Source organism: Flavobacterium cutihirudinis (genome assembly GCF_003385895.1).
Taxonomy (GTDB): Bacteria; Bacteroidota; Bacteroidia; order Flavobacteriales; family Flavobacteriaceae; genus Flavobacterium; species Flavobacterium cutihirudinis.
In genome coordinates, this window is sequence record NZ_QRDQ01000009.1 from 833,311 (window position 1) to 855,908 (window position 22,598).

Below are 22,598 nucleotides of genomic sequence, written 5' to 3' on the forward strand. Positions count from 1 at the left end.
GTTATCCGCTGTATCTTTTGTGGCTCCCGAGGCTTCTGGACCGCCACAAAAGGATGCCGCTCCTACCGGGGCTAATCCAGAAATTTTGTGTTTCATAATACCAAAAAAATCATGTTGAATATAAAATATTTTCTTTGGCTGTTGCTTCCATTATTATGGAGTTGTTCAGATCAGGATGATGCATATGTCAATATTCCTTTAGAATTTAAAGTTCCATCAAACTTTCCTGAACTGGCTTATAATATTGCATTGAATCCGCCAACAGAAAAAGGATTTGAATTAGGAAAAAAATTGTTCTACGACGGACGTTTAGCTTCAGACGGAGTAGTTTCCTGTGGTTTTTGCCATATTCAGGCAAACGCTTTTACGCATCACGGACACACTGTAAGTCATGGCGTAAACGATGCTCAGGGAACTAGAAATACACCACCTATTCAGAATTTAGCGTACCAAAGTATATTTATGTACGATGGTGCTGCAGATCATTTGGACTTACAGCCAATTATTCCGCTAACCAGTATAATTGAAATGAATGGCGATTTGACAGCTATTTTAAAAATGATGAAAGGCGACAAAGAATATCAAAAATTGTTTGGTCAAGCTTTTGACGACGGAGCCATCACAACCGAAAACATGCTGAAAGCGCTTTCGCAGTTTATGGTCATGGTTGTTTCTTCAAATTCAAAATTTGACAAATACAGACGAAATGAACCAGGCGGAACTTTAACAACCGATGAACTGGCTGGATACGATTTATTTAAATCCAAATGCGCGTCTTGTCATGCTACAGATTTGCAAACGGATAATTCTTTTAGGAATAATGGTTTAGCAGTAAATCCGGCGGTAAATGATGTTGGACGTTACAAAGTGACAGAATTAGCTAGTGATTATTACAAATTCAAAGTACCGAGTTTACGAAATGTAGAAGTTTCCGGCCCTTATATGCACGACGGAAGATTTGGAACCTTGGAAGGCGTTTTGGATCATTATGCAAATGGAATTGAAGATTCAAAGACACTTGACCCGATTTTAAAACAAAACGGAAAATTTGGAATAACGCTTTCTGAAACTGATAAAAAACAAATAATTGCATTCCTGAAAACGTTGACAGACAATCAATATTTGACAGATAAACGCTTCTCGGAATTTTAAAATATTTTGCCACTCCCGATAGCTATCGGGATAAAAGGATTAGCACAGATTATAAAAAATCCTTAAAATCACCTTAATCTGTGGCAAAAAGCAATAAAACAAAGTTTATCTGTAGAGACGCACCGCAGTGCGTCTACGAGTTGTGGATAATCGTTGCGTAGAAGCACTGCAGTGCGCCTCTACAATAAAAAACACAAAATATCAGGATTAATAATCTTATAAAAACAGGTGCCATAGCCCCGATTGCAGTGGAAAACCTTTTTGAAAAAAGACCTGATTTTTCTTGAGTTTATGAAGCGATCAACGGAAGCTTTATAAACTTTTAGAAAAATGGGATTTTGAAAAAAGTTTGTAACGGAAAGCGAGATTAGCTCCTAAAAACAATTAAAATGAAAAAAATATTTGTACTTCTAACTTTTATAATTGGCTTTTCAGCTTTTAGTTTCACTGAAAAAGATAGCATTTCGGTCTTTACTTTTAAGCGCATCGAAATGATGGAAGATTTTGATTGCGATGCTTGCGGATGCTCGGCAAGCGGCGGAAGCATGGGATTTAGTTCGATGCTGAATAATAATTTTGTGGGCTTAAGATACTTCAAACAAAGTTATACAAGCCGTGACGGAATCTTTGCAAATTCTCCATGGATTGACGAAAACTTCAATACCATTCAGGCTTGGGCAAGAATTCCGGTTACAGAAAAAATTCAGATTTCTGCTTTGGTTCCGTATCATTTTCACGAAAGACAATTGACAGCTGGAACCCAAAGTATTGAAGGTTTAGGCGATATTACCGTTATGGGACTTTACACGATTTATGAAACCAAAAAAGACAGTACCGTTTTTACTCATAAAGTAAATATTGGTGGCGGTGTAAAAATTCCGACAGGACAATTTAAAGAAATCAACAATTTGGGAACTATAAATCAGAGTTTTCAATTGGGAACTGGAAGCTGGGATTTTCCTTTGGTTTCTGAATATGTTATCAAACACAAAAATCTAGGTTTGAATACGACACTAAACTATATTTTTAAAACCGAAAACAGTAAAAATTACCAATACGGCGACCAGTTTAATTATGCCGGAACTTTCTTTTATTTGTTTGATGCGAATAAGTTTCAGATTGTGCCACAAGCAGGAATTGCCGGAGAGGTTTACCAAACAAATATTCAGCACGGACTTGATGTGCCAAATACTGCAGGAGATATTTTATTTGGAAAATTTGGTATTGAAGCTGGAAAAGATAAATTTTCGATTGGCGTAAATGCAATGCTTCCGATTTCTCAAAATTTATCAAACGGAAATATGGAAGCGAATTACAGATGGAGTATTAACCTAAATTATACTTTGTAAAAAAAGATACTAAGTTGCTAAGCTACTGAGATTCTAAGTTTTTTTCTTAGCAACTTAGTAGCTTAGAAAACTTACCTTGGATTTTCTTCGTAATAGCGAGCTTCGATTCTCTTGATATCTTTAATCGAGTTTTTCGCCCATAAAAGACGTTTTTCTAAAATTTCGTCTTCTGAAAGTTGCCATTTTATATCGGATCTTCTCAATCTGTTGGTCAGATTCTGAATAATGATTGCGGCTGAAACCGAAATATTTAAACTCTCTGTAAAACCAACCATTGGTATTTTTAGAAAACCATCGGCATTGTCCATAATTTCTTGTGACAAACCTTCTTTCTCCGTTCCAAAAAACAACGCACTTGGTTTTGTAATATCAAATTCTTCCAACACCGAATCTTTTTCGTGCGGCGTTGTAGCGATGATTTGATATCCTTTATTTTTTAAGTCTGAAAGACATCCGGAAACCGAATCAAATCGATTGATGTCTACCCATTTTTGAGCTCCGAGTGCTATTTCTTTGTCAATTCTTTTTCCGAAACGTTGCTCGATTACATTTAATTCCTGAATTCCAAAAACTTCGCAGCTTCGCATTACCGCACTTGTATTGTGCATCTGGAAAACATCTTCTACAGCAACTGTAAAATGCTTTGTACGATTAGTGAGAACATTTAAAAATCGTTCTTTGCGATTATCTGTTAATATATTTTCAAGAAAAGCGAGGTAATCTAAATCAATCATTTTATTTATGTTTGGCGCAAAAATAATAATATTTGTCCTATCAGGCAAAGCCACTTTATATTCATAAAGGTTTCGTTGATAAAACAGGAATCAAATTAGCTTTGGGAAAAGCAAAAAAACTTCCTATCTTTCTTCAAAATGTGAATCATGTTGACGGTTAAAGTCTGAAAAAATCAAAACCGATAATAATTCGCATTTTAGAATTTATCCATTTACCTGAATAATACAATATTAGAAAAATGAAAAAGAAACTTGTAGTCTTAACTGGTGCCGGAATTAGTGCTGAAAGCGGAATTAAAACTTTCCGCGACAGCGATGGTTTATGGGAAGGTCATGACGTTATGGAAGTAGCTACTCCGGAAGGCTGGCATAAAAATCAGGAATTGGTTTTGGATTTTTACAACAAAAGACGCCAACAGTTAAAAGAAGTAAAACCAAATTTAGGGCACATCATTTTAGCCGAACTAGAAAAAGATTTCGACGTTTATATTATTACGCAAAATGTTGACGATTTGCATGAACGCGCTGGAAGCACAAACGTTTTGCATTTGCATGGTGAATTATTAAAAGTTCGAAGTGTCCGAAATAAAAACCTGATTTTAGATTGGACTGAAGATTTATATATGGGAGATTTTGATGTAAACGGACATCAATTACGACCACATATTGTTTGGTTTGGCGAAGAAGTTCCGGCATTAGAAGAAGCAATCGACATTACAGAAACAGCCGATTACTTTGCCGTAATTGGCACTTCATTGCAAGTTTATCCTGCAGCGGGACTGATTGCTTACACACCAAGTACAACTCCGGTTTTTTATATTGATCCGAAACCAATTTCGATTCCGAATCTTCGAAATAAAGTGGAAACGATTGCCAAATTTGCATCTGAAGGTGTTGCTGATCTACGAGAAAAATTAAAATCGATTTAAACACATAATTTATTGAACACAAATTTCACGAATTGACACAAATTTTTTGCATTATCTATCAAGTAGCCAAAAAAATCCGTGTCAATTCGTGAAATTTGTGTTATGATCTCTTTTTTCCCTTTTTAAATTTATTCAATTGACTTTCTGATTACTTTAAATCCGCAAATTCTGTTTATATTTGCACCTTTCGAAAAACAACATAACAATGACTACTTTAAACGAACTGAATGCTATATCACCAATTGACGGCAGATATAGAAATAAAACTCAAAATTTAGCACCTTTTTTCTCTGAAGAAGCTTTAATAAAATACCGTGTATTAGTTGAAGTGGAATATTTTATTGCTTTATGCGAAATTCCATTGCCACAATTACAAGGCATTGATTCGAACTTATTTGAAAGTTTACGAAATATCTACAAAAATTTCTCTACTGAAGACGCACTTTGGATTAAAGAAACAGAAAAAGTAACCAACCACGACGTAAAAGCGGTTGAATACTTTATTAAAGATGCTTTTGAAAAATTAGGTTTATCTCAATACAAAGAGTTCATTCACTTCGGATTAACATCTCAAGATATTAATAACACTGCGATTCCGCTTTCTACAAAAGACGCTTTTGAGCAGGTTTATATGCCTTCACTAATTTCTGTGATTTCTAAATTGAAAGAATTAAGTGTTGAATGGAAAGACATTCCAATGTTGGCACGTACGCACGGACAACCGGCTTCTCCTACTCGTTTAGGAAAAGAGATTTTGGTTTTTGTTGAGCGTTTAGAAGAGCAAATGCGTTTGTTATTTAACGTTCCTTTTGCAGCTAAATTTGGTGGTGCAACTGGAAATTTCAATGCGCATCATGTAGCTTATCCACAAATTGACTGGAAGCAATTCGGAACTAAATTTGTTGAAACTGGTTTAGGTTTACAACATTCATTTCCAACAACACAAATTGAGCATTACGATCATTTTGCTGCCTTTTTTGATGGTTTAAAAAGAATCAACAATATCATTATCGATTTAGATCGTGATATTTGGACGTATGTTTCAATGGATTATTTTAAACAAAAAATCAAAGCTGGAGAAATTGGATCTTCTGCAATGCCACATAAAGTAAACCCTATCGATTTTGAAAATTCTGAAGGAAACCTAGGAATTGCAAATGCTATTTTTGAGCATTTAGCTGCTAAATTGCCAATTTCAAGATTACAACGTGATTTAACTGACAGTACTGTTTTAAGAAATGTTGGTGTTCCGGTTGGACACACTATCATTGCTTTTGAAGCTACTTTAAAAGGTTTGAACAAATTACTTTTAAACGAAAGTAAATTTGCTGAAGATTTAGAGAAAAACTGGGCAGTTGTTGCTGAGGCTATTCAGACAATTTTGCGTCGTGAAGCCTATCCAAATCCTTATGAAGCTTTGAAAGGTTTGACAAGAACAAATGAAGCAATCGACAAAAATGCTATTCATAATTTTATTGCAACTTTAGAAGTTTCTGATGCTGTTAGAGCAGAATTAATGCAGATAACTCCAAGCAATTACACAGGTATTTAAAGAAAATCTAAAATATTTTCCCAAAAAAAGCTATCTTTATCGAGATAGCTTTTTTTTATTTAACCCGGAGTTATTAGCCCAGATTGAAATGAAAAGCCTTTTGTGAAAAAAGCCATATTTTTTTGCAATTACAGAGCGACCGGAGGAAGCTCCTGGAATTGCTTAAAAAATAGGCATTTTTGAACAAAAGCTTGAAATGGAAAGCTGGATCAGCTCCTGAAACTAAAATACCACTTCTATATGATTGCCTTAAACGCCGCTGCCGAAACTACCCACCACTTACAACCTTTAATCAGCGACTTGGGACTAATCCTGATGACCGCCGGAATTGCCGTGCTTATATTTAAAAAAATGAAGCAACCGTTGGTTTTGGGATATCTGATTGCAGGATTTTTGGCCGGAAACCACTTTGATTTTTTCCCTTCGATTACAGATATGAAAAGTGTCGAAGTATGGGCAGAAATTGGTGTTATCTTTTTACTGTTTAGTTTAGGGCTCGAGTTCAGTTTTAAAAAACTGATGAAAGTTGGAGGTACTTCCTCCATTACCGCCATAACCCAGATTATGTTCATGACCTTGATTGGTTATATGGTTGGCCAATGGATGGGATGGGGAAAAATGGATAGTATTTTTCTTGGTGCAACACTCTCTATTTCTTCGACAACTATTATTATTCGTGCGTTTGATGAGTTGGGAGTTAAAGGAAAAAAGTTCGTTGGAATAGTATTTGGCGCCTTAATTGTCGAAGATATTGTCGCTATTTTAATGCTTGTTTTACTTTCCACAATTGCGGTAAGCGATCAGGTTTCCGGGGCTGCTTTATTGCAATCAGTTCTAAAATTGGTTTTCTTTTTAATCATCTGGTTTTTAGGTGGAATCTTCATTATTCCGACGATTTTGAAAAAAGCAAAACATTTATTAAGTGACGAAATGCTGCTTATTATTTCGCTTGCATTATGTTTAATGATGGTTATGTTTGCTGCCAATGTTGGTTTTTCTCCTGCGTTAGGTGCTTTTATAATGGGTTCTATTATTGCTGAAACTACTCAGGCAGAAAAAATAGAACATTTAATTCAGCCTGTAAAAGATTTATTTGGAGCTGTTTTCTTTGTCTCAGTCGGAATGTTAATTAACCCTGTAACTTTAGTTGATTTTGCACTTCCGGTTTTGATTATCACTTTAGTAACTGTTTTCGGAAAAGCATTCAGTTCTGCATTTGGCGCTTTATTATCAGGTCAGCCTTTAAAACAATCTGTACAAACCGGAATGAGTTTAGCACAAATTGGGGAGTTTTCTTTTATCATAGCCACACTCGGAATGACATTGAAGGTTACCAGCGACTTTTTGTATCCTATAATAGTAGCCGTTTCGGCAGTTACTACATTTACTACTCCGTTTTTAATTAAATATTCAGAATCATTTGCATTGTTCTTAGAATCGAAAATGCCTAAAAAATGGGTTAAAAATATCAACCGCTACAGTGTGAACGCACAAGCCATTAAATCGGTAAGTACTTGGCAAATTGTATTACGTGCTTCGGTAACGCAAATTATTCTCCATACTATAATCATCACAGCGATTATTTTATTGTCTTCCAAATTTGTTGCGCCTTTAGTAGCTGATACAAGATTTGGGAACACACTTGCTGCATTAATTACATTGGTTGTAATTGCTCCGTTTTTATGGGCGCTCTCATTAAGAAGAGTGAAAGTTGAAGAAGTTGAAATTTTATGGGAAGAGCGAAAATACCGTGGAGCGTTACTAATGCTGATTTTAATCAGAATGAGTCTTGGTCTGTTTTTTGTCGGCTTTTTATTGAATATTTTCTTCTCGCCTTTAGTCGCTTTTGTTGCGCTGATAATTGCTATTGGAGCGTATCAAATTTTCCCTAAAAAATTAAACGAACAATATCATAAAATAGAAAATCACTTTCTGAAAAACCTCAACGATCGTGAAAATAAAAAAATCGACAGACGTTATGCGAATTTAATGCCTTGGGACGGTCACATGTCATTTTTTGAAATTAAAAAAGAATCTAATCTTGTTGGGCAAACTTTACAGGAACTTAAAATCCGTGAGCAATTAGGTATTAATATCGCTTACATTAAACGTGGCGAAGTTACAATTCCGATACCGACCAAAACGGAACGTTTATTTCCAGGCGATGAAATTTGCGTAATTGGAACCGATGCACAAATTGCAGAATTCACGAAATTCCTAACTCAAAATGAAATTGAACCACCTTCAAAAGTAGAAGAAACCGATATTGTTTTACGTCAACTTGAAGTCTCGCAAGATGAATTCATTAAAAAAACCATTGGACAGTTTAGAGCCAAAACAGACGGAATGGTAGTAGGAATCGAACGAAACGGAAACCGTATCTTAAATCCTGAATCGAGTTTAATATTAGAAAAAGATGACATTCTATGGGTTGTAGGAGATAAGAAAAGAATGACGGCTTTGTTGGCTAGATAAGTTTTTTTTAGGTTCAAAGTGACAGAGTTACAAAGGCTCAAAGGTTATGAATAAAAAAGCGCTAAGGTTTCAAAAATGAAAATCTTAGCGCTTTTTTTACAAATAAAATAATATCCTCTTAGGAAAATCTTTGCAACTTTGTAACTCTGTCACTTTGAACCTAAAAAAAACTATTTATTCGGCTGCGGTGTCAAACGCAAGTACGGTTTTATTGGAGTATGCCCTTTTGGGAATTTTGCAGGAATATCGCTGTCGGGAATAGCTGGAGCAATTACAACATCTTCTCCATCTTTCCAGTTTGCCGGAGTTGCAACACTATAATTTGCAGTTAATTGCAAACTGTCAATTACACGAAGTAATTCGTCAAAATTTCTTCCTGTTGAAGCCGGATATGTTAGCGTAAGTTTAATTTTTTTATCGGCACCAATTACAAAAACAGAACGCACGGTAAATTTATCACTTGCATTTGGATGAAGCATATCATATAAAGTCGCAACTTTTTTGTCTTCATCAGCAATAATCGGAAAATTAACTTCTGTATTTTGAGTTTCGTTAATATCTTTAATCCATTCTTTGTGAGACTCTAATCCATCTACACTCAAAGCAATAACCTTTGTATTTCTTTTATTGAATTCCGGAACATAATTCGCTACTGTTCCCAATTCAGTTGTACAAACCGGCGTGAAATCAGCTGGATGCGAAAACAAAACTCCCCATGAATCACCTAAATATTCGTGAAAATTGATTGGTCCTTGTGTGGTTTCTGCATGAAAATCCGGAGCTATATCGCCTAATCTTAATGTTGACATAATTTTACTTTTTTAGTTCATCTAAAATTAAGTAAAAAATGCATAGAGAAAACACCCAAACTCTTAAAAAAAGTTAAAATTCTACATTCTCTATCTAATTAGTATTTTAAATCAAATAAAACCGACTATAAAATACCAAATAGCAATGGTTATAAAGGAAATAGGAATTCCAAAACCAATCATCATGCTGCTTAATTTTGGCTTTAAGCCATACGTTGAAGCCAAAATTGCACCCGTAATCATGGGTGCCATAGCGATTTCTATAATTGTAATTTTTATAGCTTCGGAATGTTGATTGAAAACAAAAACATATAGAATAAAAATAACCAACGGCGTTACAATAAGTCGGAAGAAAAGCCCAAGTCGTAAAAATTTCCAATGTTTACTGTTTCGGTCAAAACTCAGTTGCAAGCCAACTGAAAATAAAGCCAATGGCGTAACAAGACTTCCCACTTTCAACAACACTGACTGAATGTTTAAATCTAAATTATAATCAAAAACATTCATTAGGCAAGCGGCCACAAATGTCAGGAAAGGCGGAAAGAAGAGTATCTTTTTTGAAATACTTTTAAAATCAGGATTTCCATTAGAATAAAATGCGGCAACAAAAACGCCCAAAGTCGAAACCACTACAAAAGTTCCCGGCTGATCTACTAATACGGCAGTTTCTAATCCTTTTTTGCCAAATAACGCTTCAATAATGGGATATCCAAGAAAAGAAGAATTACTTAATCCGGCTGTTAAAATCAGACAACCAATCAGTTTATTTGACCAACCTAATCGCCTTCCCAAGAAATGAAAAAATACAAAAGCCAGAAAAAAGCTAATCCAGCCTGCTCCTATTGGAAACAGTAATTCATTGCTCCATTTTATTTTCGGAATGTGATACAAAGTAATCGCAGGAAGGCATATATAAATAACAATTTTATTGATTGTTTTATAAATATGAGTTGGAAATCGCTTTACATTCTGCAAAAGCAAACCCAAAAACAAAAAGAAGAATATTATAATAAAGTTGTTCATATCAAGGCTTCATGACAAAAGTAGACATTTAAACAATGTTGAAAGAAATTAATTTTTAGTTAAAATTACTTTTTATGTTATAAAACTTACTACATTTGTAACATATTTTATTACAGTATGATTTCAGGTAAATTTGCCATAACGATTCACATTCTTACTTTACTGAATAAATTCCCAAATGATTATTTGTCATCGGAATTTATTGCGGGAAGTATTAACCTCAACCCTGTTTTGGTTCGAAAAGAAATCGCAAATTTAAAAGCACATCATATTGTAGAAAGTAAAGAAGGGAAAAATGGCGGAACAAAATTAGCGGTAGATTCGTCTAAACTGACCTTAAAAGAAATTTTCGAAATGACTTTTGAAACCATTGGTTTGGGTTATGCTAAAAATCAACCCAATCCGGATTGTCCTGTTGGGAAAAAAATCAATCAGAATCTGGATGCTTTATACGCCGAAATGAATCAGAAAGTCAGCGCACAATTAGAAGGAATTTCGTTGGAAGATTTTTCAAATCAATTCTAAAAGTATTTTTTTACCCGAAACTGTAACATTTTTTATTACTAAATAAATTTATATATTATGAAAATCGCACTTATTGGAGCAACAGGGTTTGTTGGCTCAGCAATTTTAAACGAATTAGCAGACAGAAAACACGAAATTACAGCAATAGCAAGAACTCCAAAAGATACTGCAAACGCAACTTGGGTTGCTGCTGATATTTTTAATGTTGATGCTTTGGCAGATATCTTAAAAGGACATGATGCAATTATCAATGCCTACAATCCGGGATGGACAAATCCTAATATCTATGACGACTTTTTAGCCGGTTCAAAAGCGATTCAGGAAGCTGCTAAAAAATCAGGAGTTAAGCGTTTTATCACTATTGGCGGGGCAGGAAGTTTGTTTGTCGCACCAGATTTACAAGCTGTGGATACTCCGGATTTTCCTAAAGAAATTTTCCCAGGAGCCAATGCAGCAAGACATTATTTGAATATCATTAAAGAAGAAAAAGATTTGGACTGGGCATTCTTCAGCCCTGCTTTTGAAATGCACGCAGGAACAAAAACAGGAAGAACCGGTAAATATCGCTTAGGTTTAGAGAATCCTGTTTTTAACGATGAACAAAGAAGTATTTTATCTGTTGAAGATTTAGCGGTTGTAATTGCTGATGAAATCGAAACTCCAAAACATCATCAAGTTAGATTTACAGCTGGATATTAAATTTTAAGTTATTAAGATCCTAAGTTGCTAAGATTCTAAGTTTTTTTGCCGCGAATTACACTAATTTACACTAATTTTTTTTAAAAACAAGCCTTGTATGTCATCCTGAGCGGAGTCGAAGGACACGCTAGGAGCTCGACAAATATTGTCGATTTTGATTGTGGAGTTTCTATCGCGCCCTTCGACTCCGCTCAGGGTGATAAAAATGCAGTAAAAAAATTCGTGTAAATTAATGTAATTTGTGGCAAACTTAACAACACAGTTTCAAAGGAATATTTGTCTTTTGAAACTGTTTTTGTTTTCTGTACTTTTACATTACTAAAAAAATGTTTTGTCAAGTTTAAAGAAAGAATCGAGCAGCCTAACTGAAAAAGCTGGAATTTCATCTCCTGAAATCACCAATGTTTCAGCTATAAATGACATTAGAAACAAACGCAGACAACAACCTGCTGCCAGCGAATTAATATCCGAAATTCTTTCGGGAAACAGAACTGCTTTAAGCCGGGCAATTACAATTATTGAAAGCACAAATCCTGCACATACTACAAAAGCTGAAGAAATTATAAAAGGTTGTTTACCTCATGCTAATAAATCAATTCGAATAGGAATTACTGGAGTTCCCGGAGTTGGCAAAAGTACTTTTATTGAAGCCTTTGGAACTTATCTTACTCAAACAGGAAAAAAAGTGGCCGTTTTGGCAGTTGATCCAAGCAGTTCAATTTCGCATGGAAGTATTTTAGGCGACAAAACCCGAATGGAGGAATTGGTCAAAGATGAAAATGCTTTTATTCGACCGAGTGCTTCCGGAGAAAATTTAGGCGGCGTGGCACGCAAAACAAGAGAAACCATTATTTTGTGCGAAGCTGCAGGTTTTGATACTATAATTATTGAAACCGTTGGTGTTGGACAAAGCGAAACCGCAGTTCACAGTATGGTTGATTTTTTTCTGTTATTAAAAATTTCCGGAGCAGGCGATGAACTCCAAGGCATTAAACGTGGTATTATGGAAATGGCGGACGCAATTGTAATCAACAAAGCCGATGGAGATAATATCAAAAAAGCAAATCAGGCTAAATTAGAGTTTAATAGAGCTTTACATTTATTTCCTCCCAAAAAATCAAACTGGCAACCAAAAGTAACGACATGTAGTGCCATTACAAAAGATGGAATTTCAGAAATCTGGAATACTATTTCTGAGTACTTTGAAATGACAAAAGAAACTGGATTCTTTCAGGAGAAAAGACACGAACAAAATCAGTTTTGGATGATGGAAACCATCAACGAACAACTGAAATCAAACTTCTACAATCAACCGGAAATTATTTCGCTTTTAGAACAAAATAAAAAAGCAGTGCAAAATGATGAAATTTCACCGTTCGCAGCTGCTTCTGAGTTATTAAAATTATATTTTAATAAAGGGACAAAATAACAAAGGTTCAAAGTGGCAAAGTTTTCTCTGCTTCTTTAAACCTTTGCTACTTTGTAACTCTGAACCTTTGTTACTGTTTTTTAGCTTTAAGTTTGTATTTACTCTCCTTATACAAATTTCCTGCTGTTATAACATGTGCTAAAGCATCTTTTGCTAAATCTTCGTTTAATTTTACAGGAATTAAAGTTGTGTCGTTTTTGATTTCGAATTGCAATGGTTTCAAGTTTGGCTGCATGATAACAACCTGATTCTCTACTCTAAAAGCATTGATATCATTAAACTGCATGATTGATCTTCCTTGTACTTTTGGATCTAATTTCGTTAGATTTCTTCCTACCATTGGTGTTTCAAAAGGAATTCCTAAATAACCCAATAATGTTGGCGGAATATCAATCTGACTTGCTAATCTATTGTAAACAGCACCTTTTGCAACTCCTGGACCCATGATAAAAGCCGGAATATGGAATTTATTTATTGGCACTAAATTTTTTCCGTACGTTCTTGTATTATGATCTGCGATTACAATGAAAATAGTGTTTTTGAAATATTCTTCTTTCTTAGCCATTTCAAAGAATTTTCCAATTGAGAAATCGGCGTATTTCATTGCATTGTTTACTGTTGCCGCTTTTTTATCGTAAGGTTTGATTCTTCCTGCAGGATATTCAAAAGGCTCATGATTTGAAGTCGAAAACATCAAAGAGAAAAACGGTTTGTTTCCTTTTGATTTGAAATAATTATTCGCTTTAGTAACCAAATCTTCATCTGAATAACCCCAGGTTCCTTTGAATGCATATTTATTTCCATCCGATTCAAAATCGGTTTGATCTACAATATCACTGAAACCATTTCCGTTGAAAAACGAAGCCATATTATCAAAATTGGCCATACCTCCATAAATGAAACTGGTATCATATCCTTTTTGTTTTAAAGCATCGGCAAGTGTAAAAAAGCCTTGTTGAGAGTTACCTAATTTCACCACACTTTCAGAAGGTGAAGGTAAAAATCCGGTAACAACTGCTTCAATACCGCGTACACTTCTGGTTCCGGTACAATACAAATTAGTAAATAAAGTTCCTTCTTTAGATAATTTATCAAATTCCGGAGTTAATGGTTTTCCACCCAAAATTCCAACATATTCAGCACCTAAACTTTCCTGAAGGAAAATCACCAAATTATACGGTTTTTGAATCACAGAATCCGGTTGTTGTACATGAAGAAACGGAATCTCAGCATCTGTAAAATCATTTGGTCCGGCAATCATGTATTTTTTTACGCGGGCAATAGCTTCGGCTTCATCCATTTTACCATACATTTTTGTGTTTCCTTCATTCTTAATCGAATAAGCAGCAAACGCAACTGTATAAAAAGAGTTCAACCCTAAAGTATTTGTAAGCTGATCTGTAGAAAAAACAGCATTACTCGCATTAATTGGTCGTTTTGAAACTAGACTTGAACGGGCTCCGAAAAACAATAAAAAAGCAACTAATGGAAAAATCATCAGTTTGAATTTATATTCTGTACTTGTCGTATGAAAATATTTTTTCCCTTTTTTGAAGGCAAAATAAATCACAACTCCAAGAATTAAAAAAGTCACGATAATCGAAGTCAGATAACTTTTTAAAAGCATTCCTACAACCTCTTTTGGATAAATAAGATAATCTAGGAAAATCTTATTTGGGCGCGTATCATATTGTTTTACAAAATCTGGTGAGGCCAATTCTACAAAGAGAATCAAAAACAGAAATAAGAAACTGTAAATAACCAAAAACGAATTGGTAAACTTCAGCCATTTATTTGGCAGAAAAGTAATTAAAACAGCCGGCAGAAAAGACAAATAACAAAGTAAAATCAAATCCATTCGAAGACCGATTGGAAAAATGTACCAGAAATTTGGTGTCTCTACAACTCTTTCTTTAAAAAGAAAAAACAAAAATAAACGGCTAAGCGTTGTAATCAGCAATCCGATTGCTATGAAATTGAAAATGGGTTTTAAAAAACTTAATTTTTTCATTGAATGATTTACATTAATTTTAGACTGAAACACATTGCAAATACGCACTGAAGTAGTTTTCTACTCTTCGTAACGGTTTATTTCTCTGTCGTAAAAATCATTTGCTTTTTCAATCAAGCCTTCCATTTCTGCATTTAATTCTGCTTCATCAAGATCTTCTGCTTCTTCCAGAAATTCAACTTCATCATCTTTCAAATTGATGATAAATCGAGGATAATCTAAGTGAATGATGAAAATATCATCTGGAAAATCGGTATTGTCTCCAAGTAAAAATTTAGGTAATTCCATTTTATATAAGTTTATTTTAGATTTATAAATTGTCTGCTAAACAGACGTATTTTTTGCCACAGATTTCACAGATTAAAAGGATTTTATTCAAAAGTTCAACACTTAAATCAGTGTTAATCTGTAAAATCTGTGGCCAATATAATTTGTGCTTCAAATTTAGCTATTTGAAACTGAATTTGTGATTAATCTCTTTGTTAAGTAATGAAACCGAATGTATAGAAAAATAGCCGCGGCTGTTAAGCCTGCCAAAAGTCCAATCCAAACGCCCTGCGCTTTTAATTCTGTATGCTCGCCTAGATAATAGGAAATCGGAAAACCAATAATCCAATAGGCAACAAATGTAATGTACATAGGAATTTTAACATCCTGCAATCCGCGTAAAGCGCCCAAAACCACAACCTGAATTCCGTCAGAAATTTGAAAAATTGCCGCAATTAAAAGGAGTTTTGATGCAATAGCGATTACTTCAGTATTATCCAAAACTTGTCCTCCGTTTTCCATATTCAAAAAGATATGAGGGAAAAAGTCATGAAAAGTAACAAATAGAATCGCAAAAACGGTTTCTATTATAATGGCAAGCAAAAAAATAGAACGGGCTACAACAACTAATTTTTTAAAATCGTTCAATCCGCGTTGATTACTAACTCGGATCATCGAAGTTACGCTTAAACCCATTGCAAACATAAAAGTTAGCGAAGAAAGACTAAGCGCTATTTGATTTGCCGCCTGACTCGTTTTACCAATATTACCACAAAGCCATATCGAAGCGGTAAACAATACAACTTCAAAAAGCATTTGCATAGCCGACGGAAAACCTAAGTTTATTATTTTTTTTAAGGTTGCACTTTTAATTTCGCTAAAACTAAAATCTTTAAAAAAATGTTTTAAATCATTTCGTCTTGACAACATAATATGCATGAACGTTACAAGAAAAATTCTTGAAATTACGGTACCTAAAGCAGCACCAATAATTCCCATTTTAGGAAAAATCCAAATACCATAAATCAATACGTAATTTATTCCTACGTGCAGCACATTTGCCATAATCATTGCGTACATCGAATATTTTGTAAGCGATTTTCCGTCGGCAAATTGTTTATATCCTTGATACATAACTAACGGAATCAGTGAAAAAGCGACCCAATCCAGATATGGTTTTGCCAGTACAATTACCTCTTTTGGCTGTTCTAATAATTCCATTAAAGGTTTTGCTAAAACAATTACTCCAAAAAGCATTAATCCGATAATAGCACACAAAAACAAGCCATGATGAAAAGCAGAGCGAATTTTGGGATCATTTTTCTCAGCATCACCTTCGGCAACGATTGGCGTAATGGCGGTTGAAAAACCAATTCCGAGCGACATCGCGATAAAAACCATACTATTTCCTAATGAAACAGCAGCCAATTCAGTACTTCCTAATTTACCAACCATTATATTATCAACAATACCTATTAAAGTATGGCCAACCATTCCTAAAATAATAGGATATGCCAGTCTGAAATTATATGAAAACTCTTTTGTGTACTGCTTTAAATTCACTTCGTCTTTATTTTAGTCGGCAAAGATAATCAGAAGCTTCGAATTCTGTCCTATCAATAAAAAGATATAGTCTTTTTAAGGCAAAATTAAGAAGAGCCTAATATTATGTAACGATTTTTAAAAATTATATAACAAGCTCCAAAGTCCTTGATTATACTTTTACATTATTAATAATTCAAAAATATATGCCATGAAAAAATTAAAGTTTATATGCCTTGCTGCATTCGCTTTTTTATACGCTAACACAACTTTTGCTCAAGACAAAGCAGCAACAAATTACGACCAAGGTTTTAGATTAGGTTTTGGTTTAAATGGAGGAATTCCGACCGATAATGATTACGAGTGGTCATTAGGAGGAGATGTTAGATTACAATACGATTTATCTAAAAGAACATCATTAACCTTAACCACAGGTTTCACCAACTTATTCATGGGAAGAGATGATCTTGGAAATAATGTAAAAGATCTTGGATTTATTCCGGCAAAAGCTGGTTTTAAAGCTTTTGTTTGGGAAGACCAATTTTATGTTTTAGGTGAAGTAGGTGCCGGTTTTGCAGTAACAAACGGTTATGATAAAACAACTTTTTTATGGGCTCCGGGAATAGGATACGCAAACAAATACATCGATTTGAGCGTACGTTACGAAGATTATCACGATTTCAAAACCAATCAGGTAGCATTGCGTGTTGCTTACGGTTTTGACTTATAAAAGAAAGGTTTAAATTTATTTTTTTGTTTTTGGTAACAAGCCCGACAGTTCTCATAATCTGTCGGGTTTTGTGTTTTAAAAAATCATCCGATTTTAAAAATTATCTAATTATCTAATTCATTTCTCCTCCAAAGCCTTTTTGTACATTTCGAAATTAGCTTTTATTTTATCGTCTAGTTCCGGTTCTTTAATATCAGTGTACTTTTGCATTTCTTCCCAAATAATTTTTGCCACTATATAGCGCGCCATTTCTTTATCATCGGCAGGAACAACATACCAAGGCGCATAATCAGTAGAAGTTTTACTGATTGCTTCTTCATAATATTTTTGATATTCATCCCAATGTTCACGTTCTTTCAAATCGCCCGGAGAAAATTTCCAATGGTGTTTTTCTTCTTCCAGACGACGCAGTAAACGTTCTCTTTGCTCGTCTTTGCTCAAATGAAGATAAAACTTCATTACAATGGTTCCGTTTTGCGAAATATGTTTTTCGAAATTATTGATCTGATCAATTCTTCTTTCCCAAAACTCATCTGTAATATCATCAACAGATTTAATGTCCGGTAAATTTTCAGATAAAATATATTCAGGATGCACACGCGTTACCAAAACATTCTCGTAATGTGTACGATTGAAAATGGCAAACTTTCCTTTTTCAGGCAATGCAATATAATGGCGCCATAAATAATCATGTTCTAATTCGCTTGAATTTGGCGTTTTAAAACTATGAACCACCACTCCACGCGGATTAAATTCTTTAAAAACTTCCCGAATCAAACTGTCTTTCCCCGAAGTATCCATTCCTTGTAGGCAAATTAAAACCGCGTATTTATTATGCGCATACATAACATCTTGCAAATCGCTCAATTTTGCCTGAACTTTATCTAGTTTTTCTTCTTTTTCGTCATCGTCGGCATCAATATTTAATAAAGTCGGAATCTTGCTTAGTTTTATTTTATCTGTAACTTTAAAATCTTTCGGGTTTATTGATTTCATATTTTTAAATTTTGTCTCATAAATATAGTAATTTTACGAAGCATATTCCTGCTATTCATTGCAATACTTTTTCAATAAATTGCTTTTTTCCAAAGCCATAACAAGAGCTTCCGCTGGTCGCTTTGTTCTGTCAGGTAAAATGCAATTTCTTTTCAAAGTATTTCCATTACTATCAGGGCTAGGCAGTTATTTTTAAAAGTACATATTAAAAAAATCAATGAATAACATCAGAATTCTAATTTTAATTTTCTTTTTTATTGCCTTATCTTCAAATTGCCAAACAAATAAAGATACTGATACAGACAAGCTGACATCTGATTTTATTAAAAATCTTCAGTCAAAGACAATTGATACTATTTGTATTTATAAAAATTATTGTGGTGGTTGCGCCATGAAAATTGATCCAGATAGTATTGAAATTTGCATTGACTCCCCTGTTTATGTTTTTTGGAAGCAAAATGGAAAAACTTTTATAACTAAAATTAATCATTGCTGGGAATATTTAGATACTGCAATTAAAGTCGAATTTTGGAAAATTTATTTTTCTAATCAAAACATCATACAAAAAGAAAAGTTTGAGGAGTTTGAATATTTTCCATATAAAAATATTAAGGAAGTAAAAAGCAGTTTATTAATTGATCATTCTGGAGTTCAAATTTTTAAAATAATTCTTAAAGACGCAATCATTGAAAAACATTTTAATTCCTTTCAGATGAAAAAGCAAAATGACTCTGGAATAATAAACATTAATTACAAACACAACAACAAGCTAAAAAGCAAATTAATTATGGATATTCTCGAAAAAGCTGTTTCAGAAGCAGAAAAAAACAATACATTCAAAAAGATAAAATCAAGATAAAAAAGATTTTAAAAACATCATTTCATGGAAAAATTCACATTAGAAATATTATTTCAAATCATCGGAATCGGTTCTGCATCAGGATTATTTTATAATAATGATGCACTTTATGTTATTGGTGACAACAGCGGATTCCTTTACGAATACAATATGCAGAATCAGCAATTGAATCAACATCCTTTAATTGATAATCCATCACAAAATATTCCGAAAAATCTAAAACCTGATTTTGAATCTATCACGCATCAAAATGATACGCTCTATGTTTTTGGTTCCGGTTCAACCGAAAACCGAAACAAAATGATTGAATTCGATCTTAAATCTAAATCTGTTTTAAAGAAAAATAATTTGGTTGACATTTACGGTTTAATGCAAAGTTTCGGCGAAATAAAACCGGAAGATTTCAATCTGGAAGGCGCAATTTTTGATGGCGAAAACTGGTTTCTATTCAATCGCGGAAACGGAATTTCAAACAAAAACACCATTTTTACCATTCATGCAAAAAGTCTAGAAGATGAATTTGCTCTGATTGCTGTTAATTATAAACTTCCAAAAATAAAAGGCGTTCGTTCCAGTTTTACCGATGCAGTTTTTGTCGAAGATAAAATCTATTTCCTTTCAACTGCCGAAGACACAAAATCAACTTACGATGATGGCGAGATTCTGGGAAGTTTCATTGGAAGAATAGATCTTAAAACCATGAAAATTGATTTTACTCAAAAAATAACTTCAACAAATAAATTCGAAGGTCTGACTTTCTACAAAAAAGAAAACAACAAAATTGAGTTTTTGCTTTGCGAAGATAATGACACAGAACTTTTAGAAACAAAGATTTATAAATTGACTTTGCCGGTTAAATAAAGCTAGACGATTACAATATGTCGTTTAAAATATAATCGTTTTAGACTATTTGCGATTACAATATAATTCGTTTACAATATTTGCAATTACAATATAATTCGTTCACAATATTTGCGATTACAATATAATCGTAGAGGCGCACGGCAGTGCGTCTACGCAAAGAATATCAAACACACTTTGCACAAAAAAATCATTACGGATTCCCTGACGTTAGACGCACTGCCGTGCGTCTCTACAATAAAAAAACGTTAAACAATCTACATTAAAACCAATCAACATTAAAACCAACCTCAAAAACCTACAACCCAAATAAATGCTCAACATTTCAAACTCAGCAAAAAAACCGACTTTAATTATTGGCATTATACTTTCAGTTGTTCTTCCCTTTCTGGCAATTTACTTTTCGGTATTAATCAAAAAGTTAGGCATTGACAATGAAACCCAATTCTATATTTCAAGATTTGCCATTTGGATTTCCCTTTTGCTATTATATTTATTTGCTTTAAAAATAGAGAAACAGCCCTTTTTACTTTGGGGAGAAACAGAATACTCCTTTCTGTCTTTCGCGAAAGCAGTATTTATAACATTCTTAAAATTATTTATAGCAGTTTTTTTGACAGGCCTTATAATAATGCTTTTTAAAATAACCGAAGAAAGCACCGTGTTGAATAAAGCTATGGCTCTTTTTAAAAAGAGTTACTTACTACTCTTTTTTACATGTGTAACCGCCGGAATTACCGAAGAATTAATTTTTAGAGGTTATTTATTACCAAGATTGGAATTGGCATTAAAAAACAAAAAAATGGCAATAGTTGTTTCCAGCGTTCTGTTTGGTTTTCTTCATTTCGGTTATGGAACTTTGCTGAATGTCATTGGCCCAATTGTAATCGGATTGGTATTTGCAATCCAATATGATCAATACAGAAACATCAAAATCCTGATTCTGTGTCATTTTTTATGGGATCTTATGCTTTTGTCGGCAAAAACAAGATAAAAAACAGACAATCATAAAAACCGCTAAAACAACACATTACAAGATAAATTAAACTATTTTTATCTTTTTTTCATCTTCGTCCCAACCTTTTTATCTTTTTAGTTCTCTTTATAGTTAAAGACCATAATTGTGATAAACGAAACTCAAATTTCTAACTGCAAAAAAATGAACCGGGATGCCCAGCGTCAGGTTTATGAGCATATGGCTCCAAAACTGTATCGCGTTTGCAAACGATACCTCAAGAAAGAAGAAGAAATTGAAGAAGCGCTGGCCGACGCTTTCTATACCATATTTACAAAATTAGATCAGCTAAAAGAAGAAAAGGCTTTTGAAGCCTGGGCCAGAAAAATAGCCGTAAATCATTGTTTGGCAACCATCAGGAAAAGCACAAATTTCAACATGTATCTTGATGATGTAAAAGTACTTTCTCAGCCTTTTACAGGTGAAATGAACGGATTAGAAGAAGAAGATTTACTCAATTTATTAAACCATATTCCGGATGGCTGTAAAACCGTTTTTAACCTTTTTGTTATAGAGGGTTACGGTCATAAAGAAATTGCAGCGATGCTCAATATTTCCGAAGGCACTTCTAAATCGCAATTGAATGTTGCGAAAACCAAGCTGAAGGAATTAGTAAATAAATTGTATTATCAAAAAGCAAAATAGTCATGGACAATCAAGATAAAATATTCAACAGATTTAAGGAAGCTGCAGACAATGCAGAAACCAAAGATTTTCCGGGAATGGAAAAAATCTGGTCGCGCGTTGAAGAAAAACTCGATAAAAAAGAAGATAAAAAAACCATCGCTTTGTGGAAAAAAATTGCAATTGCAGCTTCTCTTTTATTATTGATTTCTTTAGGCGCACAATTTTTAAAATCGGATAAAACAACTATTCAAAATCCGAAAGTTGTAATTAATGAAACTGAAAAAGATGCTACTTCAAATTCGGTTTCAGAAAGTAATAATGCTGTTGTTTCTGTCGATTCTCCCTTAGTTTCCAAAACTGAAGCTATAAAGATTTTAGAAAATCAGACCAAAAAGAAAGAACACGTTGCAATTCAGGAAACACTTGCTCCAAATACGGATTTTACGCCAGCTGCAGCAGAACCACAAATTGCAGCAGAAACAGTTATGCCAGTTCAAGCCGCGAGAGCAGAAGTTTTTGAAGAAGAAGATAATAGAACATCAAAAAAAACAGTAACCATGGATATGGGTTATTCAAGTAGTCCGCAACGAGAAGCTGCCAAAGTTGCTTTTGCAGATAAAAGTGCCCAGAAAGCCAAGAAAAATGTACCCTTAGTAGTCCTTAACGGAAATGCAATGGCGCACAGTGATGATGTAAAAAAAGACAAAATGATGCAGAATGAACTTCCAAATCTAAGTCCCGAAAATGTCGAATCACTTGTAATTCTGGATGAACCTTTATATATAATTGATGGCATATATTATTCTGAAAATGATTTATTTGGGAATAATCCAACGAGTCCTTACGCTCCTTTAGACAAACAAGACATAAAAACAATAACCATTTTACAAGATCTTGAAGCCACATCAAAATATGGCGAAAAAGGTAAAAAAGGAGTTGTAATAATTACCACAAAAACAGGAAAACCAACTCCTAAAAAGTAACTGCAATTCAATTAAAGCTTTGTCAAATATC

The 22,598-nt window shown here is 33.8% G+C and carries 22 protein-coding genes; 15 read left to right on the forward strand and 7 right to left on the reverse strand.

From position 1 onward, the window contains the following. The first annotated feature begins 111 nt into the window (after nt 1-111). Together BD847_RS14375 and BD847_RS14380 are read left to right on the forward strand one after the other, a co-directional pair. Nucleotides 112-1,152 (forward strand): cytochrome-c peroxidase, encoded by a 1,041-nt coding sequence (locus tag BD847_RS14375; protein WP_115888945.1) that lies wholly within the window; start codon nt 112-114, stop codon nt 1,150-1,152. A 389-nt stretch (nt 1,153-1,541) separates the two neighbouring features. Next, entirely contained in the window at nt 1,542-2,501 is a 960-nt protein-coding gene (locus BD847_RS14380; protein ID WP_115888946.1) for a transporter family protein, read from the forward strand. A 71-nt stretch (nt 2,502-2,572) separates the two neighbouring features. Here BD847_RS14380 and BD847_RS14385 read toward each other — a convergent pair whose 3' ends face one another. Then, a complete protein-coding gene (locus tag BD847_RS14385) occupies nt 2,573-3,235 on the reverse strand; it encodes a TrmH family RNA methyltransferase (RefSeq protein ID WP_115888947.1) in 663 nt (220 codons plus the stop codon). Between the two features lie 32 nt (nt 3,236-3,267). On the opposite strand from BD847_RS14385, the gene BD847_RS21055 reads away from it, so the two are divergent. The 4 genes from BD847_RS21055 (at nt 3,268) to BD847_RS14400 (ending at nt 8,191) form a co-directional block, all read left to right on the forward strand. Further along, nucleotides 3,268-3,396 (forward strand): hypothetical protein, encoded by a 129-nt coding sequence (locus tag BD847_RS21055; protein WP_262511889.1) that lies wholly within the window; start codon nt 3,268-3,270, stop codon nt 3,394-3,396. Between the two features lie 78 nt (nt 3,397-3,474). Then, nucleotides 3,475-4,164, forward strand: coding sequence for an SIR2 family NAD-dependent protein deacylase (locus BD847_RS14390; RefSeq protein WP_115888948.1), 690 nt, complete (start codon nt 3,475-3,477; stop codon nt 4,162-4,164). 205 nt (nt 4,165-4,369) lie between these two features. Then, entirely contained in the window at nt 4,370-5,716 is a 1,347-nt protein-coding gene (gene purB, locus BD847_RS14395) for an adenylosuccinate lyase (protein ID WP_115888949.1), read from the forward strand. A gap of 240 nt (nt 5,717-5,956) precedes the next feature. Next, the gene (locus BD847_RS14400; RefSeq protein WP_115888950.1) at nt 5,957-8,191 is read left to right on the forward strand and encodes a cation:proton antiporter domain-containing protein; all 2,235 of its coding nucleotides are present in this window, start codon (nt 5,957-5,959) and stop codon (nt 8,189-8,191) included. A 170-nt stretch (nt 8,192-8,361) separates the two neighbouring features. Here BD847_RS14400 and BD847_RS14405 read toward each other — a convergent pair whose 3' ends face one another. Both BD847_RS14405 and BD847_RS14410 read right to left on the reverse strand, forming a co-directional pair. Further along, on the reverse strand, nt 8,362-9,000 hold the full coding sequence (locus BD847_RS14405) for a peroxiredoxin (protein ID WP_026727986.1): 639 nt from the start codon (nt 8,998-9,000) through the stop codon (nt 8,362-8,364). A 111-nt stretch (nt 9,001-9,111) separates the two neighbouring features. Further along, a complete protein-coding gene (locus BD847_RS14410) occupies nt 9,112-10,023 on the reverse strand; it encodes an AEC family transporter (protein WP_115888951.1) in 912 nt (303 codons plus the stop codon). A 117-nt stretch (nt 10,024-10,140) separates the two neighbouring features. Between BD847_RS14410 and BD847_RS14415 the strand changes: the two genes are divergently transcribed. The 3 genes from BD847_RS14415 to meaB all read left to right on the forward strand — a co-directional run bounded on the left by BD847_RS14415 (nt 10,141) and on the right by meaB (nt 12,676). Beyond that, nucleotides 10,141-10,548, forward strand: coding sequence for an RrF2 family transcriptional regulator (locus tag BD847_RS14415; RefSeq protein ID WP_115888952.1), 408 nt, complete (start codon nt 10,141-10,143; stop codon nt 10,546-10,548). Between the two features lie 57 nt (nt 10,549-10,605). Further along, entirely contained in the window at nt 10,606-11,247 is a 642-nt protein-coding gene (locus BD847_RS14420; RefSeq protein WP_115888953.1) for an NAD(P)-dependent oxidoreductase, read from the forward strand. Between the two features lie 331 nt (nt 11,248-11,578). Continuing rightward, a complete protein-coding gene (meaB, locus tag BD847_RS14425; protein ID WP_115888954.1) occupies nt 11,579-12,676 on the forward strand; it encodes a methylmalonyl Co-A mutase-associated GTPase MeaB in 1,098 nt (365 codons plus the stop codon). Between the two features lie 70 nt (nt 12,677-12,746). Here meaB and BD847_RS14430 read toward each other — a convergent pair whose 3' ends face one another. From BD847_RS14430 to BD847_RS14440, 3 genes are all read right to left on the reverse strand, one after another. After that, the gene (locus BD847_RS14430; RefSeq protein ID WP_115889034.1) at nt 12,747-14,687 is read right to left on the reverse strand and encodes an LTA synthase family protein; all 1,941 of its coding nucleotides are present in this window, start codon (nt 14,685-14,687) and stop codon (nt 12,747-12,749) included. Nucleotides 14,688-14,747: 60 nt separating this feature from the next. Beyond that, nucleotides 14,748-14,975, reverse strand: coding sequence for a hypothetical protein (locus tag BD847_RS14435; protein ID WP_026984926.1), 228 nt, complete (start codon nt 14,973-14,975; stop codon nt 14,748-14,750). Between the two features lie 156 nt (nt 14,976-15,131). Then, complete coding sequence (locus tag BD847_RS14440) at nt 15,132-16,517, reverse strand: MATE family efflux transporter (protein WP_115888955.1); 1,386 nt, start codon at nt 16,515-16,517, stop codon at nt 15,132-15,134. Nucleotides 16,518-16,707: 190 nt separating this feature from the next. Here BD847_RS14440 and BD847_RS14445 point away from each other — a divergent pair, with 190 nt between their 5' ends. After that, entirely contained in the window at nt 16,708-17,226 is a 519-nt protein-coding gene (locus tag BD847_RS14445) for a hypothetical protein (protein WP_115888956.1), read from the forward strand. Between the two features lie 117 nt (nt 17,227-17,343). Here BD847_RS14445 and BD847_RS14450 read toward each other — a convergent pair whose 3' ends face one another. Next, nucleotides 17,344-18,222 carry a PPK2 family polyphosphate kinase gene (locus tag BD847_RS14450; protein WP_115888957.1) on the reverse strand — a complete coding sequence of 293 codons (879 nt, stop codon included), beginning with the start codon at nt 18,220-18,222 and terminating at the stop codon, nt 17,344-17,346. A gap of 217 nt (nt 18,223-18,439) precedes the next feature. Between BD847_RS14450 and BD847_RS14455 the strand changes: the two genes are divergently transcribed. The 5 genes from BD847_RS14455 to BD847_RS14475 all read left to right on the forward strand — a co-directional run bounded on the left by BD847_RS14455 (nt 18,440) and on the right by BD847_RS14475 (nt 22,567). Further along, the gene (locus BD847_RS14455) at nt 18,440-19,081 is read left to right on the forward strand and encodes a hypothetical protein (RefSeq protein WP_115888958.1); all 642 of its coding nucleotides are present in this window, start codon (nt 18,440-18,442) and stop codon (nt 19,079-19,081) included. Between the two features lie 24 nt (nt 19,082-19,105). Beyond that, nucleotides 19,106-19,942 carry a DUF6929 family protein gene (locus BD847_RS14460; RefSeq protein ID WP_115888959.1) on the forward strand — a complete coding sequence of 279 codons (837 nt, stop codon included), beginning with the start codon at nt 19,106-19,108 and terminating at the stop codon, nt 19,940-19,942. A 313-nt stretch (nt 19,943-20,255) separates the two neighbouring features. Then, nucleotides 20,256-20,936 (forward strand): CPBP family intramembrane glutamic endopeptidase, encoded by a 681-nt coding sequence (locus BD847_RS14465; RefSeq protein WP_115888960.1) that lies wholly within the window; start codon nt 20,256-20,258, stop codon nt 20,934-20,936. A 165-nt stretch (nt 20,937-21,101) separates the two neighbouring features. Further along, the gene (locus tag BD847_RS14470; RefSeq protein ID WP_115889035.1) at nt 21,102-21,602 is read left to right on the forward strand and encodes an RNA polymerase sigma factor; all 501 of its coding nucleotides are present in this window, start codon (nt 21,102-21,104) and stop codon (nt 21,600-21,602) included. 2 nt (nt 21,603-21,604) lie between these two features. Then, nucleotides 21,605-22,567 (forward strand): hypothetical protein, encoded by a 963-nt coding sequence (locus BD847_RS14475; protein WP_115888961.1) that lies wholly within the window; start codon nt 21,605-21,607, stop codon nt 22,565-22,567. The last annotated feature ends 31 nt before the right edge of the window (nt 22,568-22,598 follow it).

Bases quoted from the DNA above. Each gene is read 5' to 3' on its own strand.
- BD847_RS14375 (WP_115888945.1), top strand. From the start codon at position 112: ATGTTGAATATAAAATATTTTCTTTGGCTGTTGCTTCCATTATTATGG.
- BD847_RS14380 (WP_115888946.1), top strand. From the start codon at position 1,542: ATGAAAAAAATATTTGTACTTCTAACTTTTATAATTGGCTTTTCAGCT.
- BD847_RS14385 (WP_115888947.1), bottom strand. From the start codon at position 3,235: ATGATTGATTTAGATTACCTCGCTTTTCTTGAAAATATATTAACAGAT.
- BD847_RS14390 (WP_115888948.1), top strand. From the start codon at position 3,475: ATGAAAAAGAAACTTGTAGTCTTAACTGGTGCCGGAATTAGTGCTGAA.
- purB (WP_115888949.1), top strand. From the start codon at position 4,370: ATGACTACTTTAAACGAACTGAATGCTATATCACCAATTGACGGCAGA.
- BD847_RS14400 (WP_115888950.1), top strand. From the start codon at position 5,957: ATGATTGCCTTAAACGCCGCTGCCGAAACTACCCACCACTTACAACCT.
- BD847_RS14405 (WP_026727986.1), bottom strand. From the start codon at position 9,000: ATGTCAACATTAAGATTAGGCGATATAGCTCCGGATTTTCATGCAGAA.
- BD847_RS14410 (WP_115888951.1), bottom strand. From the start codon at position 10,023: ATGAACAACTTTATTATAATATTCTTCTTTTTGTTTTTGGGTTTGCTT.
- BD847_RS14415 (WP_115888952.1), top strand. From the start codon at position 10,141: ATGATTTCAGGTAAATTTGCCATAACGATTCACATTCTTACTTTACTG.
- BD847_RS14420 (WP_115888953.1), top strand. From the start codon at position 10,606: ATGAAAATCGCACTTATTGGAGCAACAGGGTTTGTTGGCTCAGCAATT.
- BD847_RS14430 (WP_115889034.1), bottom strand. From the start codon at position 14,687: ATGAAAAAATTAAGTTTTTTAAAACCCATTTTCAATTTCATAGCAATC.
- BD847_RS14435 (WP_026984926.1), bottom strand. From the start codon at position 14,975: ATGGAATTACCTAAATTTTTACTTGGAGACAATACCGATTTTCCAGAT.
- BD847_RS14445 (WP_115888956.1), top strand. From the start codon at position 16,708: ATGAAAAAATTAAAGTTTATATGCCTTGCTGCATTCGCTTTTTTATAC.
- BD847_RS14450 (WP_115888957.1), bottom strand. From the start codon at position 18,222: ATGAAATCAATAAACCCGAAAGATTTTAAAGTTACAGATAAAATAAAA.
- BD847_RS14455 (WP_115888958.1), top strand. From the start codon at position 18,440: ATGAATAACATCAGAATTCTAATTTTAATTTTCTTTTTTATTGCCTTA.
- BD847_RS14460 (WP_115888959.1), top strand. From the start codon at position 19,106: ATGGAAAAATTCACATTAGAAATATTATTTCAAATCATCGGAATCGGT.
- BD847_RS14465 (WP_115888960.1), top strand. From the start codon at position 20,256: ATGCTCAACATTTCAAACTCAGCAAAAAAACCGACTTTAATTATTGGC.
- BD847_RS14470 (WP_115889035.1), top strand. From the start codon at position 21,102: ATGAACCGGGATGCCCAGCGTCAGGTTTATGAGCATATGGCTCCAAAA.
- BD847_RS14475 (WP_115888961.1), top strand. From the start codon at position 21,605: ATGGACAATCAAGATAAAATATTCAACAGATTTAAGGAAGCTGCAGAC.